Raw genomic sequence first — 15,098 nt, 5'->3', positions numbered from 1 at the left:
GCCGGAACAGGAGGCGCCGCCGTGCCCCAGGAACCCGCCCACCCCGTCGGCCCCTCACTCGAACTCCTCGTCCACGGCGTCGGCGGCGCCGACCCCGAAGGGCTGCTCGCCGACCCGCGCACGGTACGGGTCACCGGCGACGCCACCGCCGCCGTGTTCCGCCGTACCGAGGACGCCGACGCCGAGGACCACCCCGAGCGGCACGCCGGCCGCCCGGTGACCGAGGCGTACGTCTGGTCCCGCCTCACCTCCGGCAACGGCGCCCGCGCCCTCTGGCTGCTCCTCGTGCCGTTCATGGTGGTCAACCTGGCCCACTGGGCCCGCCCCGGGGCGCCCGGCGGCGGCCGCGCGGTCCGGACGTACGGCGTCCTGGTCCGCCTGGTCGCCCTCACCCTCACCGTGCTGCTCGTCGCGGCCGCCTGCGAAGTGGCCCTCGACCTGCTCGCCTGGCAGTGCGCCGGCACCGCCGCCTGCGCGTCGGAACGCTCCTGGCTCGGCCCCCTCGCTCCCGAACGGCACGGCTGGTGGTCCCAGCCCGGCCGCCGGGTGGCCCTCGGCGCCCTCGTGCCCGCCGCCCTGACCGGCCTGCTCTGGTACCTGTCCAACCGGACCTGGAGCGCGTACGAGTCCCAGCGCCCGCCGGACCACGAGCCCGGCCGGCAGCCCGGCCGGGGGTCCGGCCACGAGCCGTCCACCGGAAGGAACGCCCCGGTCACGGCCGACGGTCCCGCACTCGGCCGCCCCGGCTTCTGGTTCGGCCGCCGGCTCGTCGCCCGGCTGCGCGCCGCGCACACCGCCGCCGGCCTCCTCACCGTCGCCGCGGCCGTCACCGGCGCCGCCGCCCGCCACGACCGCGCCCGCGGGGACCTGCCGCCCGCCGTGGCCGGCACCGTCCTGGAGGCGTTGATCGCGCTCGGCGCCCTGGTCGTGGTCGGAGTGGTCTGCCGCAGGGGCCGAGCCGAGGGCCACGCCGACGAGCGCCTCGACCGGGCCGTGATCTCCCTGCTGCCCGGCTGCGCACTCGCCCTGCTGGTCCTGGGCCTCGGCTACGCGGCCTGGTCCCGGCCCGGCTGGCGGTCGCACGGCCGGCTGCCCGGCGACCTCACCTTCGGCCTGCTGATGCTCGCGCAGGGGCTGCTCGTGCTCGCCCTCGCCTGCGTCGCCCACCGGCTGCACCGCCGCCACCCCGTCCCCGGGTCCGCCCTGCGGGGCCAAGGCGGACCCGCCGTGGCGATGCTCGCCTGCGCGCTCGGCGGCGTGATGTCCGGCGGCGTCGCCCAGCGCGTCGCCGACTGGCTCGACGGCGGCGCCACCCCGGGCGCACCCGGCACCCCGCTCGCCGGACCGCCCGTCCTGCTCTCCTGGCAGGCCGCGGTGCTGCCGCCGCTCCTCCTCGTCCTGCTCCTCCTCGCCGGCTGGTTCGGCGCCCGCGGCGCGCTCCTGCGCCGCAGGCTGGCCGCCACCGTCGCCGCCGAATACCCCGGCGAGCGCCCCGACACCGCCCGCAGCAGGGCCATCGCCGGAGCCCGCGCCGCCGCCTCCCTCACCGACACGACGCCCTGGTTCATCGCCGCCGTCTCCGGCGTCACCCTCGTGCTGGGCGCCGCCGCCCTCGCCGGGGCCTGGCTCAGCCGCGCCGTGCCGGGGGAGGCCGCCAAGGGCGCGTACCCGCCGCTCGCGGCCGCCGTCGAGGGGGCGCAGGCACTCGGCTCCTGGCTGATCGGCTTCGGCTTCCTGCTCTTCGTCACCTGGGGCCGCCGCGCGTACCGCGACGCCTCCGCCCGCCGCACCATCGGCATCCTGTGGGACGTCGGGACGTTCTGGCCGCGCGCCGCGCACCCCTTCGCCCCGCCCTGCTACGCCGAGCGCGCCGTCCCCGACCTGGTCTGGCGGATGACCGCGTGGACCGACCGCACCCGGCAGGCCGGGGGCCGCCTGGTCGTCTCCGGGCACTCGCAGGGCAGCGTCCTCGCGGCCGCCGCCGTCTGGCAGCTCCCGCCCGCGGTGCGCGACCGGGTCGCCCTCCTCACGTACGGGTCACCGCTGCGCAGGCTGTACGGGCGCTGGTTCCCCGCCCACTTCGGCCCCGGTCCCCTCACCGACCTGCACGGCGCGACCGGCCGCTGGCGCAACCTGTGGCGGGCCACCGACCCCATCGGCGGGCCGGTCCGGCACGACGGCTCGGGGCCGGAGGGCGTGGACCGGGGGCCGCTCAAGGACCCGCTGGCGTACGGGCGTACGCCGGAACACCCGCTCCCCGCACCGCTCCTGGGCCACTCCGACTACCAGGCCGACCCCGCCTTCGCCGCCGAACGCGACGCGCTGCTCACCCGGATCGGCCCGGTCCCGCCCGCGCCGGCCGACGGCACCGCCACCGTGGCCGTGGGCGGGCCGGCCGCCTTGGTCGTCACCGTGTCCACCACCGCGCCCGGAACCCTGCCCGCGGCCAGGGAACCGCTCGCTCAGAACCCGGGCAGGGAGCCCCCGGCCTTGCACGGCCCGGCCTTGCACGGTCCGGCCACGCCGGGCCCGGCCACGCACGGCCCGGCCGCGGCGAACCCCGTCACGGAGCCCCCGGCAGGTCCTCCGGGAAGAGCAGGGTGAGTTCGTCGGTGCTCGGCTCGGCCAGCTGCGCCACCCGCCCCGCGTGCCGCTCCACCATCGCCTCGAAGGTCTGCCGGGCGGTGCGGCCGTTGCCGAAGGCCGGTCCCTTGGGCAGCCGGGTGAAGTAGCCGAGCAGCGCCTCCGGCGTGCCCCCGCCGAGCCGGTACTCGTGCTCGTCGGCCTGCTGCTCCACGATCCGCAGCAGCTCCGCCGGCTCGTAGTCCCCGAAGGTGATGGTCCGCGAGAAACGCGACGCCACACCGGGGTTGACCGTCAGGAACCGCTCCATCTCGGCCGTGTACCCGGCGACGATCACCACCACCTCGTCGCGGTGGTCCTCCATCAGCTTCACCAGCGTGTCGATGGCCTCGCGGCCGAAGTCCCGCCCGGAGTCCTCCGGCGCCAGCGCGTACGCCTCGTCGATGAAGAGCACCCCGCCCCGCGCCCGGTCGAAGGCCTCCTGGGTGCGGATGGCCGTCGAGCCGATGTGCTCGCCGACCAGGTCCACCCGGGACACCTCCACCAGGTGGCCGCGCTCCAGCACCCCGAGCGAGGCCAGGATCTCCCCGTACAGACGGGCCACGGTGGTCTTGCCCGTGCCCGGGGAGCCGGTGAAGACGAGGTGGCGGCGGACCGAGGCGGCCTTCAGCCCGGCCTGCTGCCGGCGCCGGCCCACCTCGATCATGTCGGTGAGGGCCCGCACCTCCTTCTTGACGCTGTCCAGCCCCACCAGGGCGTCCAGCGCGCCCAGCACCTCGCCGGAGCCGCGGCCCGCGGCCCCGGCGGGCTCGTCCCGCGGTGCGGGTACGACGGCCACGGCCTCCGGTACGAAGGCCCGCGCGGCCGGCGCCCGCACGGCTCCGCCCGGCGCCGGGGTGCGCTCCGTCCCGGCCGGTCCGACCGCACCGACCACCCCCGTCACCCCGGCCGGACCGGCGACCCCGGCCACTCCGGCCGCGCCGCCCGTCCGCAGCCCGCTCTCGTCGCTGGTGCACTCCTCTGCCCGGGGCCCCTCCTCGGCGAACTCGTAGCCGCCGCGTCCGCAGCGCTCCGTACGGCACCGGGTCAGCAGGGTGCGGCAGCCGTCGAGCACGTGGAAGCCGAAGCCGCCGCTGTCCGTGACCTTGCAGGCGTGGAAGGTGCCCCGGCCCCCGGCGGACACGTAGAAGCCGGCCTCGGCGGGGGAGGTGACGGTGCACCGCTCGACGGCCGGGTCGGCGCCCTTGGTGACGATGACGCCGGTCTGGACCGTGTCGACGGTGCAGCCGGCGAGGGTGCCGCCGCTGCCGTGGTCGCGGAACCAGGCGCCGGTGGTGGCCTCCCGGATCCGGCAGTCGTCGAGCTGTGCGGTGGCGCCGTCGCTGACCGAGACCGCGGTGTTGCGCACCTGCCACAGGTCGCTGTCCACCACGTCCGCGCGCGAGCCCCGGTCCAGGACGAACACGGCGTCCGGCACGTCGTGCACCCGGCACGAGGTGAGCGAGGCGGTGGCGCCGTCGCTGATCCACACCGCGGGGTAGTCGCCCGTGCTGTCGTGGATCTCGCACTGCTCGGCGTCGGCCCGCGTGCCCGGGTCCCACACCGACAGGCCGTTGCGGCCGAAGCGGCGCACGGTCGTGCGGCTGAGGGTGAGGACCGAGCGCGAGCGCAGGTCCACGGCGTTCTCGGGCACGTCGTGGATGTCGCACCCGGCCAGCGCCAGCACCGCGTCCGTGTCCAGGGTGACCCCGTCCCCGGTGGTCCGGTGGACCGAGCAGTCGGTGAGCCGGGCCGTCGCGCGGGCGGCGACCTGCACACCGGTGCCCTTGATCTCGTACACCTCGCAGCCCAGCGCCTCCAGCGCCGAGCCCTCGCCGGTCACGCTCAGGCCCGCGCCGGCGGCGTGGTGCACCCGGACGCGCTCCAGGCGCGGGTGGCCGCCGCGTACCGAGACCCCGGCCTGGCCGGCGGAGACCACCTCGCAGTCCTCGAACACCCCGCCCCCGCCGTCGAGTACGGCGATCCCCACCCCGGCCGGATTGTCGACGGTGCAGCGACGGGCCACCGGGCGGGCGCCGCCCCGCACCTCGATGCCGGCCGCCGACCTGGTGGTCACCCGCAGGTCCGTCAGCTCCGGCGCGCCGTCCTCGACCAGCAGGGCGGGCGCGGCCGCGTCCTGGCCCTCAAGGCGCAGGTCCTGGACGACCGCGGAGGCCCGGATCGTGAGCGCGACCCCGTCCACGGGCGCGATCCGCACCGAGCCGACCGCCCCCTCGGGCCCGCGCAGCGTGACGGCGTGGCGCAGCACCAGGTTCTCGCGGTACGTGCCGGGTGCGACGGTCAGGACGTCGCCGTCGCCCGCGGCGTCGAGGGCCGCGGCCAGAGTCGGGTACTCACCGGTGCGGCGCCGCCACCGAGAGGTACCGCCGTGCGTGACCTGGACCGTGCCCTGTGCCATGGCGATGCTGTGCCCCCACCTGTTTGTCGTTCGATGCCGTGCGCGTTCCGGGCTGCGGGACCGCCGCGGTGTTCACCCGCGCCCCGCTCACCCGCGCGAACACGCCGGCCGGTCCACGGTAGCGCGCGCGGGGCCGGGGAGTTGACAGGTCAGCCGCCCGCGTCCGTCCGGCCCCAGTCGGGTCCGGCGGCGGCCCACGCACGGTCCAGGCGCGCGTACCGTCGGTGCGTGAGCCTGCGTACGATCAGCCGCCGTACGGTGGCCACCAGCGCGGCCGCCGTCGCCGCCGCCGCGAGGCCGGCCAGCGCGGAGTGGGTCGCGGCGGTCGTGGTGTCGAGCGGGCGGCCGACGAGCCGGCCCCGGTCGTCGGTCCACACGGGGACCGCCTGGCCGGGTCCGGGTACGTTCGTGCCGGTCGCGACCGTGCCGGTGTGGTGGCTGCCGTCGGGGGCGGTCCAGGAGGCGACCACGTGCGGGTCGGCGGGGGCGTGGCGCCGGGCGCCCGGGTCGGCGGAGTCCGCCGCGCGGCCGGAGGCGGCGGCCCCCGCGGCGGAGCTGCCGGCGGTCACCACCGCGTTGATCAGCGTGCGTTCCGCGTGCTGACTGCGGACGGCCTGCTGGAGCACGTCGTCCACGCGGGTGCCGGCGAGGGTGCCCACGGCGGGCACGAGAAGGAAGAAGCAGGCGAGGGCGGCGAGCGCGACCCAGGCCTCGATCAGGTCGGTCGTCCTGCGCAGCGGATTGTGCCGCCAGCGCCAGACGCCCATTGCGGTCCGCACGGTCCAGCACCCCCTTCGCCCTCCGTCGTCCCAGCCTCCCCCACCCCGGGCACTCGCGCATCCGGGGCGGGCGGGCCGCACGTCACGGGTCCCAACGTCCCCGCGAGCCACGGGGTTCCCGCCCGGGCCGCCGGAAACCCGGAAGAGTGGGACGGGGGGTGGCGCGGGCCCGTGGGTGGCGCGGGCCAGAGGGCGGTTCGGGGGACCTGCGGGCGGCGAGGCTGGGCGGCAGGCGGCAGGCGGCAGGCGGCAGGCGGCAGGCGGCAGGCGGCAGGCGGCAGGCGGGGCGTGTGGGGCCCGGGGGCCGCTAGCCCGTCACCCGTACCTCGTCGCCCACGCGGAGCGTGCCCAGCGTGACCGGGACCAGCAGCTGGCCGAAGATCAGCCGCTTGCCGTCGCGGCGGTGCCGGGCCAGGGTGCGCAGCGGCTCCTTGCCGCGCTCGGCCGTCCGCTGGTCGGTGGTGGTGACCACGCACCGTCCGCAGTTCCTGGCCACCCGGAACTCGACGTCGCCGATCGTGAGGCGGCCCCAGGCGTCCTCGGCCCAGGGCTCGGCACCGGAGACCACCACGTTGGGGCGGAAGCGGTCCATCGGCAGCGGGCCCTCCTCGGGCCGGTCGCCCGCGGCTATCAGCGCGTTCAGCGCTTCCAGGGAGGCGAGGGTCGCGATCAGCAGCGGGTAGCCGTCGGCGAGGCTGACCGTCTCCCCGGGCAGGGCGAACTCGGGGTCCACCGGCCGCCGGTGGGACGGCTCGTCGAGGTGCACCAGCCGGGCGGGCGTGCCGAGGTAGTCGCTGAACCACGCGTGGGCCGCGGCGGGGCCGAGCACGCCCTCGACCTTCTTGCCGAAGAGCGTGAAGGGCGTCAGGCCGTCCGCTTCCGGCACCTCGACCGCGAGCGTCACGCGGCCGGGTGCCGACACGCTGAATCCGCCGCCCCCCAGCGGCGTCGCGTGCGCCAACGCCAGCCGCGGCTGCTCGCGTTGGGTGATGACCTTGTCGTCATCGTCGATCAGGGCCCACCGTCGGTCCCCGGACAGGCCCCAGGGCTCCACGGCCACCTCGTCGGGGGCAGTCCCCGCAACCGATTTGACGGGATGGACGTGCAGCGCCTGGACCTTCATGACCGAATCGTTGGGCATGGGTGCATCCTGCCAGGTGGTCGTGCCCGGCAGGATGCACCCTGCGTATGACCGTTGACCGTCGTTCCGCGCGGGACGGTCTAGTAGCCGCGCGACTGGTACGGGCGCCCGTACGGGTCCTCGTACGCACCCTGCGCGGGCACCGGGGCCTGCATCGGGCGGGGCGCCGCCGGGCGCATCGCCTCGTACCCCGTGGTGGCCACCGGGCGGGGCGGCTGCTGCGGGGCGTAGGCGCGCGGGGCCGGCGCCTGCTGCGGGATGTAGGGGGCCGGGGCGTGCTGGAGCGGCACCGGCTGCGGGGCCTGCTGCTGGTAGGGGTAGCCGTACCCGCCGGTGCCCTGGTGGGACGGGGCGGCCGGGAGCGCCGGCAGGGCCGAGGGCAGCGCGGGCAGGTAACTGCTGCTGCTCGGCTGGTCGTAGGCGGCGGGGACCCGGATCGGAGCGATCTGGGGAGTGCCCCGCTCTGCGACCAGGGAGTCGTAGATGGGGGTGTCCGGGAAGGACGGCGCGGAGTAGTAACCGCCGCCGTAAGAGGCGCGGGGGGAGGTCATGGGACATAAGTTAAGCCCACTGGTTCACCCGGTCCATAGGCTGACGCCGGGAACACCGCTCTGACCTGCATATCCGCAGGTAACCACCACACCGTTCACGCCCTGCACGCGTGCTCGATTCGTCACCTGAGGACCCTTCTGTCCGATCTCGTACCCCCCGTTCGGGACATGATTTTGACAGATTGTCAAATCGGGGTCGCCGTCGGTGATGTCCGTGGCCAGGCCACGCGTCACCGGTTCTTCACCGACCCGTCATCGCGCAGGGGCGGGCGAGGGGGCGCGAGGCTCCTCGGCGGGCGCCGGTCCGCCCGCCGGCCGGGTCAGGCGTCGCTCGGCCGGGGGTAGGTGCGGCCCTTCCACGCGGCGCCCCGCCCCCGGTAGTGCTGCACCGCCGAGTCGACCGTCATCCCCAGGTACAGCAGGGCCGTGAAGGGCAGCAGCGGGGCGAGCGCGGCGGACCGGCGGTAGTAGCGGAGCATCGGCAGATAGGTGCCGGCCATCAGCAGCCAGGCCAGCCCGCCGGCGTACGCGGCCGTGGCGTCCCCGGCGAGCAGCCCGGCGGCCAGCGCGACGGGCGGCACCAGGTAGACCACCGCGAGGCCGGCGACCGTACCGGCCAGCAGCAGCGGGCTGTGGCGCAGCTGCGCGTACGCGCTGCGCGAGACCATCTTCCACAGGTCGCCGAGGGCCGGGTACGGGCGCACGCTGTCCACCCGCTCCGCGAGGCCCAGCCAGATCCGGCCGCCGCCGCGCTTCACCGCGCGGGCGAGGGACACGTCGTCGATGACGGCCTGCCGGATCGAGTCCGGCACCCCGGCGCGCACGGCCGCCTCCGTCCGCAGCAGCACACAGCCGCCGGCGGCCGCCGCGGTCCGGGCGCCCGGGCGGTTGATCCGGCGGAACGGGTAGAGCTGGGCGAAGAAGTAGACGAACGCCGGCACGACCAGGCGCTCCCAGGCGGTGGCCACGCGGAGCCGGGCCATCTGGGAGACCAGGTCGAGGTCCGCGGAGACGGCGGCGGCCACCAGCTCGCGCAGACTGTCCGGTTCGTGCGCGATGTCGGCATCGGTGAGCAGCAGGTACTCGGGCGCACCCGCCGGACGGCTCCCGGCCAGCGCGATGCCGTGGCGCAGGGCCCACAGCTTGCCGGTCCAGCCCGGCTCGGGCTCGCCGGGAGAGGTCACGGTCAGCGGCAGCCCGGGGACGCGCTCCGCGAGCTGCCGGGCGAGGGACCCCGTACCGTCCGTGCTCCCGTCGTCCACCAGCACCACCTCGGCCTCGCCCGGATAGCACTGGGAGAGGAGCGACGGCAGGCTGTCGGGCAGTACGGCGGCCTCGTCGCGGGCCGGCACGACCACCGCGACGGAGGGCCAGCGCGCGGGATCGCGGCGCGGCGGCAGCCGGACGTCCGTGCGCCAGAACATCCCCTGGCACAGCAGCAGCCACACCCAGGCGGCCAGTGAGAGCAGCGCGGTCACGGTGAGGACGCTCATCCGCCGCAGTCTGCCGCACCGCGCCCCGGCCGCACGGCAGGACAGGCCGTCCCGCGGCTGCCGCCTCCCCGGCGGGACCGGGCCGTCGGCACGGGCCGGAGGAGGCCGTCGATTAAAGTGACCGGGTGAAGATCGCGCTCATGGACTCCGGAATCGGCCTGCTGCCGGCCGCCGCCGCCGTACGCCGGCTGCGGCCCGACGCGGATCTGGTCCTCTCGTCCGACCCGGACGGCATGCCCTGGGGGCCGCGCACCCCCGAGGACCTCACGGAGCGCGCCCTCCAGGTGGCCCGGGCCGCCGCCGCCCACGCGCCGGAGGCGCTGATCGTGGGCTGCAACACGGCCACGGTCCACGCGCTGCCGGCCCTCCGCGCGGCGCTGGAGCCCGGCATCCCGGTCATCGGCACCGTACCGGCGATCAAGCCGGCCGCCGCCCGCGGTGGCAAGGTCGCCATCTGGGCCACCCCCGCCACCACCGGCAGCCCCTACCAGCGCGCCCTGATCCGCGACTTCGCCGAGGGCGTCGACGTGACCGAGGTGCCCTGCCCGGGCCTGGCCGACGCGGTCCAGTGGGCCGACGAGGAGGCCATCGCCCGCACCGTGGCCGCGGCGGCAGCGCTGACCCCGGACGACGTCACGGACGTGGTCCTCGGCTGCACGCACTACGAGCTGGTCGAGGACGCCGTACGGGACGCCCTCCGCCTCCGCACCGGCGGCGCGCCGCTCACCTTCCACGGCTCCGCCGACGCGGTGGCCACCCAGGCCCTGCGCCGCCTCGGCATCGAGGCCGACCCGGAGGCGCCGGCGACCGGCAGCCTGACGGTCCTGCTCAGCTCACGCCCGTCGGCCCTCCCGTCGGAGGCCCTCACGTACACGGAAGGCCGCTTCCTGACACCTCAGCCGGCCCGTACGGCCTGAGCGTTTTTGCGGCTGGCGGATGGGTGCGGGCCGTTCCTGGCCTGGCGGCCAGGGGCCGTGGTCAACGGTGGGCCCGTGGACATGTCTTCTGGGGTGCGCCTCCCCGAAGCGAGCCAAGCCTGCCCGGCAGTGCGCCTACAGGCCTTCATGCGCCTCCCGGCACCATCCCTCTGTAGCCGGCTCATGCGTTCAGAGAAGCGTGGTTGCTGTTCGTGGGTGGCTGATGGAGGCTCCCGTGCGCCGGATACCGCGCGCGGCTATGAGTGGGGCGCACCTTCTGTGGCTGAGGTCCGAGACGGCAGCAACCATCGAAAACCGGTAGTCGTGAACACCAGCCACAGAAGGTGCGCCCACGCGAAACCGTGACGCGGTCTCCGGTGCACGGGAGCCTCCATCAGCCCACCAGCCAGCTCAGCCACGCTTCTCTGACCGCCTGGGCCGGCTACGAGGCGGAATGCGGGCAGGCGCATGAAGGCCTGTAGACGCCGTTCCGGTTAAAGCAGTGGGCATACCGGGAGGCGCAATCCAGAAGACATGTCCACGGGCCCACAGTTGCTGCGGCTAATCCACCCCCGGACCCGCACCCGAACCCGCACCTGGACCCACCCTCAGGCCCGCACTCGGGCCCCCGCCCACCCCCACCTCGGCCAGCCGCCGCCCGAGCCCCACCACATCCGCAGCCCGCAGCACCCGCCCCGGCCAGCCGGGCAGCGGGACGTGCAGGGCCCGGCTCCATTCCTCCGGCACGGCCCCGAGGCCGTACACCGCTCCGGCCAGCGTCCCGGTGACCGCGGCGACCGTGTCCGTGTCCCCGCCCACGTCCACCGCCGCGCGGACGGCCTGGGCGAAGTCCCCGGTGGTCCGCAGCGCCCACACCGCCGAACCCAGGCACGGCCAGACCGCCCCGTTGAACTCCGTGGCCCGCTCCGGGTGCCAGTCCGGGGCCAGCACCACGGCGTACCGCTCACGGTGGGCCGGGTGTACGAGGGCCAGCACCTCCGGCAGGGCGGCCAGCGGGTCCGCTCTCCGAGCGCGAGCCGCACCAACTCGTGCAGGACCGCCGTGCCTTCCCAGGCGGCCCGGTCCCCGTGCGTGAGGGCCGCGATCCGCCGGCCCGCGTCCATCGTGGCCTCGCGGCCGACCGCGGCGAAGTACACGGCCGGGGTCGCGGCGCGCATCAGCGAGCCGTTGCCCGCCGCGCGCAGGTTCACCTGGAAGTGCAGGGCCGCGGCCAGGTCCCAGGGCGCGCCGTTCGTCAGTACGTCCTCCGTCTGGAGGCCGATGTCCTTGGGCTCGCCGGCCGCCCAGCGCTGGAACCGGGCGAAGACGTCGGGCAGGTCGAGCCCGCCCCGCTCCAGCAGCGATTCGCCGACCAGTACGGCCATCTGCGTGTCGTCCGTCGCCTCGCCGGGGTCCCAGCCGCCGCCCGCGGCCATCTCGGCCGCGCCCGCCGCCAGCACTCCCGGCGGCCCGAACTCGAAGGGTGCGCCCAGTGCGTCGCCCACCGCTGAGCCCAGTACCGCTCCCGCGGCCCGGTCCGACCATTCCGGCACCGTCATCGTGTTCCTCCCCCCGACCCCGTGCGGGGTCCGTCGCACCGTACCTCCGGCGGTGGCCGGAATCGGGGTACGGGGGGCCGAGTGGGGGCGGACGGCGCATGATGGCCCCCATGGACATCAAGCTGGAGCTCGTGGCCGTGCCCGTCAGCGATGTGGACCGGGCCAAGGCCTTCTACGAACAGGTCGGGTTCCGGACCGACCACGACCACACCGTGAGCGACGACGTCCGCTTCGTGCAGCTCACCCCGCCCGGGTCGGCGTGTTCCATCGCGGTCGGCAAGGGGCTGACGGGGATGGCCCCCGGCTCGCTCGACAACATGCAGGTGGTCGTCGCGGACATCGAGGCCGCACACGCCGACCTCACCGCCCGCGGCATCGACGTCACCCCGATCGACGACCAGCCCTGGGGCTCCTTCGTCTACTTCGCCGACCCCGACGGCAACCGCTGGGCCGTACAGCAGACCACGCCCCGCACGCCGGCGGGCTGAGCGGCCGGGGCGGGGCCACGGACGGCCGCGCGGCCACTGCCGGGTGTGCGGAACGTGAGTACGCTGCCACCATGAGGGACCACCCCACCGGACCGCTGTGGACCGGCCGCGCGACCAACCGCGTGCAGTGGCTGCTCGCCGCCGCCGGGGCCGCCTTCCTGGCCCTCGGCATCGAGCTTGCCGTCGAATCGGCCTGGACCAGCGGCCTCGCCCCGCTCGTGATGTCCGTCGTCGGCTGTGTGGCCGCCGGACTGCTCATCCTCGGCGGCACCCTGGCCTTCGTCCACGTCGCCGTCACCGTCGACGACGAGGGCCTGGAGGTGCGCTGCGGCCACATCGGCGTACCGCGCCGCCGCATCCGCCTCGCCGAGATCACGTCCGCGGAGTTCGCGCCCCGCGTCACCCCGCGCCAGTGGGGCGGCTGGGGCTACCGCTGGCGCCCCGAGAAGGGCACCGCCGTCGTGGTCCGCCGCGGTGAGGGCGTCGTCCTGAGACTGGGCGACGGCCGGCTCTTCACCGTCACCGTGGACGACGCGGAAACGGCGGTACGGATCATCCGCTCCCGCCTCCACACCCCCGGCTGACCCGCGGACGCGTCGCCTCCGCCCGCGCCGGGGGCCCGGCCCCCTCCCTCAGGCAGGCGTCGTACACTCCGGCAATGAGCAGCGCCATCCGCACCACCGACACCGCGCCGGCCCCCGCCGCGCCCTCCGGCGCCCGCCGCCGCGGCGCCTGGCTGATCGACACGGGGCTGGCCGCCGCGTCCGGAGCGCTGCTCTACCTGAGCTTCCCGCCCCGGCCCCTCTGGTGGCTGGCGCTGCCCGCCTTCGCCCTCCTCGGCCACTGCCTGTACCGGCGCCGCCCCCGGGCCGGCTTCGGCCTGGGCCTGGCCGCCGGGCTCGGCTTCATGCTGCCGCTGCTGGTGTGGACCGGCGAGGAGGTCGGCCCGGTCCCGTGGCTGGCCCTGGCCCTGGCGGAGGCCCTGATCCTGGCCCTCGGCTGCCTCGGCATCGCCGTCGTCACCCGCCTCCCGCTCTGGCCCGTCTGGGCCGCCGCGGTGTGGGTCGCGGCCGAAGCCGTACGCGCCAGGGCGCCCTTCGGAGGCTTCCCCTGGGGCAAGATCGCCTTCGGCCAGGCGGACGGCATCTTCCTCCCGCTGGCCGCCGTCGGCGGCACCCCGCTGCTCGGCTTCGCCGTCGCCCTGTGCGGATTCGGGCTGTACGCCGTCCTGCGCCAGCTGCGCGACGGCCGGCGCAGGCCGCTGGTCGCGGCCCTCACCGTGCTGCTCCCGGTGACCGGCGCCCTGGCCGCCCGCCCGCTCGTCGACGACGCCCCCGAGGACGGCACGGCCACCGCCGCCGTCATCCAGGGCAACGTGCCCCGCGCCGGCCTGGACTTCAACTCCCAGCGCCGGGCCGTGCTCGACAACCACGCCCGCCGCACCGTGCAGCTCGCCGAGGACGTCAAGGCGGGCCGGGAGCCGCGCCCCGACTTCGTGCTCTGGCCGGAGAACTCCTCCGACCTCGACCCCTACGCCGAGGCCGATGCCTACGCCGTCATCGACGACGCGGTGAAGGCCGTCGGCGTGCCCGTCTCCATCGGCTCGGTGCTGGCCCCGGCCACCGGCCCGCTGCGCAACACCCAGATCCTCTGGGACCCGGTGCACGGCCCAACGGCCACGTACGACAAGCGGCACATCCAGCCGTTCGGCGAGTACATCCCGATGCGCGGCGTCGCCCGCATCTTCAGCTCCGACGTGGACCGGGTGCGCCGCGACTTCGGCCCCGGCAAGGTGCCCGGCGTGTTCACCATGTCGGGCTCCCGGGTGGGCCTGGTGACCTGCTACGAGGCCGCCTTCGACGACGCGGTCCGCGACACCGTGCGGGCCGGCGCCCAGCTGATCTCGGTGCCCAGCAACAACGCGACCTTCGGCCGCACCGAGATGACCTACCAGCAGCTGGCCATGTCCCGCGTGCGCGCGGTGGAGCACGGCCGGTCCGTGCTGGTGCCCGTCACGAGCGGGGTCAGCGCCGTGATCCGCCCGGACGGCACGGTGGCCGAGCGGACCCGGATGTTCACGCCGGCCGCGCTCGTCGCGGAGGTGCCGCTGCGCTCCACGCAGACGCCGGCCACCCGGCTCGGCGCCTGGCCGGAGTACGCGCTGCTCGCCTTGGCGGCCGGCGGCCTGGGCGGCGCGCTCACCCTCGCGGTACGGGCGCGCCGGCGGCGTACCGTCTGAGCGGGGGCTTACCGGGTTGGGGGCTTGCCGGACCGGGGGTTTACCGGGTTGGGGGCTTGCCGGGTCGGGGGCTTACCGGACCGGGGCTTACCGGGTCGGAGGCTTACCGGACCGACGGTGTACCGGACCGGGGGCCCGCCGCCTGGTGAGTGCCGTACCGCCTGACCGGCCGCGGGCCCCGTTAGGGTCGGGGGATGAGCATCCCTGAGTTCATCCGCCGGATCCGGGCCTCCGCGGGCCACCAGCTGCTGTTCCTGCCGGGCGTCACGGCGGTCGTCTTCGACGACGCGGGCCGCGTGCTGCTCGGGCGCCGCGCGGACACCGGGGGATGGTCGGTGATCGGCGGCATCGCGGAGCCGGGCGAGCAGCCCGCCGAGACCGCGGTGCGCGAGGTGTACGAGGAGACGGCCGTACGCTGCGTCGCCGAGCGCGTGGTGCTCGTCCAGGGGCTGCAGCCGGTGACGTACGCCAACGGCGACGAGTGCCAGTACATGGACATCACCTTCCGCTGCCGCGCGGTCGGCGGCGAGGCACGGGTCAACGACGACGAGTCGCTGGAGGTGGGCTGGTTCGAGGTCGACGGGCTGCCGCCGCTGGAGCAGTTCGCGCTGGACCGCATCCACCGCGCGGTCAAGGACGAGCCGACCTGGTTCGAGCCCGCCGGGATGTGAGGGTTGCGGGGGCTGCGGGGCTGCGGGGTTGCGGGGTTGCGGGGGTTGCGGGGTGGCGGGGGCTTCCGGCTTTCCCGGCGTTCGGAGCTTCGGGGTGCTGCTGGTCGCCGAGGCCCGCTTCGGGGGTGGGTCGTGTGGTGTGTGGGTCCCCTCGGTGCTTGACGCGTCGTGGCCTGCAGGCCCTGCGGCAGGCCCACCCCTGGGGCTTTGGGGCTTCGC

The 15,098-nt window shown here is 75.8% G+C and carries 11 protein-coding genes and 1 pseudogene; 6 read left to right on the top strand and 6 right to left on the bottom strand.

The window, feature by feature from the left end; translation table 11 throughout:
- The first annotated feature begins 21 nt into the window (after positions 1 to 21).
- On the top strand, positions 22 to 2,604 hold the full coding sequence (locus tag ACIQUQ_RS15455) for a hypothetical protein (protein ID WP_403975706.1): 2,583 nt from the start codon (positions 22 to 24) through the stop codon (positions 2,602 to 2,604).
- On the opposite strand, the gene ACIQUQ_RS15450 is transcribed toward ACIQUQ_RS15455, so the two are convergent.
- The 5 genes from ACIQUQ_RS15450 to ACIQUQ_RS15430 form a co-directional block, all read right to left on the bottom strand.
- On the bottom strand, positions 2,564 to 5,041 hold the full coding sequence (locus ACIQUQ_RS15450; RefSeq protein ID WP_403975704.1) for a right-handed parallel beta-helix repeat-containing protein: 2,478 nt from the start codon (positions 5,039 to 5,041) through the stop codon (positions 2,564 to 2,566). The two genes, ACIQUQ_RS15455 and ACIQUQ_RS15450, sit on opposite strands and share 41 nt — an antisense overlap.
- A gap of 149 nt (positions 5,042 to 5,190) precedes the next feature.
- Positions 5,191 to 5,820 (bottom strand): hypothetical protein, encoded by a 630-nt coding sequence (locus ACIQUQ_RS15445; protein WP_403975702.1) that lies wholly within the window; start codon positions 5,818 to 5,820, stop codon positions 5,191 to 5,193.
- A 307-nt stretch (positions 5,821 to 6,127) separates the two neighbouring features.
- Positions 6,128 to 6,961, bottom strand: coding sequence for an MOSC domain-containing protein (locus tag ACIQUQ_RS15440; RefSeq protein ID WP_403975699.1), 834 nt, complete (start codon positions 6,959 to 6,961; stop codon positions 6,128 to 6,130).
- A gap of 80 nt (positions 6,962 to 7,041) precedes the next feature.
- Positions 7,042 to 7,512 (bottom strand): DUF6643 family protein, encoded by a 471-nt coding sequence (locus ACIQUQ_RS15435; protein ID WP_399948304.1) that lies wholly within the window; start codon positions 7,510 to 7,512, stop codon positions 7,042 to 7,044.
- A 320-nt stretch (positions 7,513 to 7,832) separates the two neighbouring features.
- Positions 7,833 to 9,005 carry a glycosyltransferase gene (locus ACIQUQ_RS15430; RefSeq protein ID WP_403975695.1) on the bottom strand — a complete coding sequence of 391 codons (1,173 nt, stop codon included), beginning with the start codon at positions 9,003 to 9,005 and terminating at the stop codon, positions 7,833 to 7,835.
- 125 nt (positions 9,006 to 9,130) lie between these two features.
- Between ACIQUQ_RS15430 and ACIQUQ_RS15425 the strand changes: the two genes are divergently transcribed.
- Entirely contained in the window at positions 9,131 to 9,922 is a 792-nt protein-coding gene (locus ACIQUQ_RS15425) for a glutamate racemase (protein WP_403975692.1), read from the top strand.
- Positions 9,923 to 10,483: 561 nt separating this feature from the next.
- Here the strand turns inward: ACIQUQ_RS15425 and ACIQUQ_RS15420 are convergent.
- A pseudogene (locus ACIQUQ_RS15420) lies at positions 10,484 to 11,481 on the bottom strand (ADP-ribosylglycohydrolase family protein).
- A 110-nt stretch (positions 11,482 to 11,591) separates the two neighbouring features.
- Between ACIQUQ_RS15420 and ACIQUQ_RS15415 the strand changes: the two are divergent.
- From ACIQUQ_RS15415 to ACIQUQ_RS15400, 4 genes are all read left to right on the top strand, one after another.
- Positions 11,592 to 11,969 carry a VOC family protein gene (locus ACIQUQ_RS15415; protein WP_403975690.1) on the top strand — a complete coding sequence of 126 codons (378 nt, stop codon included), beginning with the start codon at positions 11,592 to 11,594 and terminating at the stop codon, positions 11,967 to 11,969.
- A gap of 71 nt (positions 11,970 to 12,040) precedes the next feature.
- Positions 12,041 to 12,553, top strand: coding sequence for a hypothetical protein (locus tag ACIQUQ_RS15410; RefSeq protein WP_403667140.1), 513 nt, complete (start codon positions 12,041 to 12,043; stop codon positions 12,551 to 12,553).
- Between the two features lie 74 nt (positions 12,554 to 12,627).
- Complete coding sequence (gene lnt / locus ACIQUQ_RS15405) at positions 12,628 to 14,208, top strand: apolipoprotein N-acyltransferase (protein WP_403975687.1); 1,581 nt, start codon at positions 12,628 to 12,630, stop codon at positions 14,206 to 14,208.
- Positions 14,209 to 14,402: 194 nt separating this feature from the next.
- Positions 14,403 to 14,879 (top strand): NUDIX hydrolase, encoded by a 477-nt coding sequence (locus ACIQUQ_RS15400; protein ID WP_403975685.1) that lies wholly within the window; start codon positions 14,403 to 14,405, stop codon positions 14,877 to 14,879.
- Positions 14,880 to 15,098 lie beyond the last annotated feature (219 nt).

The organism is Streptomyces sp. NPDC101118 (assembly GCF_044759445.1).
Taxonomy (GTDB): Bacteria; Actinomycetota; Actinomycetes; order Streptomycetales; family Streptomycetaceae; genus Streptomyces.
Note: the sequence above shows the minus strand (reverse complement) of the source record. Positions and strands in the feature narration are given on the sequence as shown.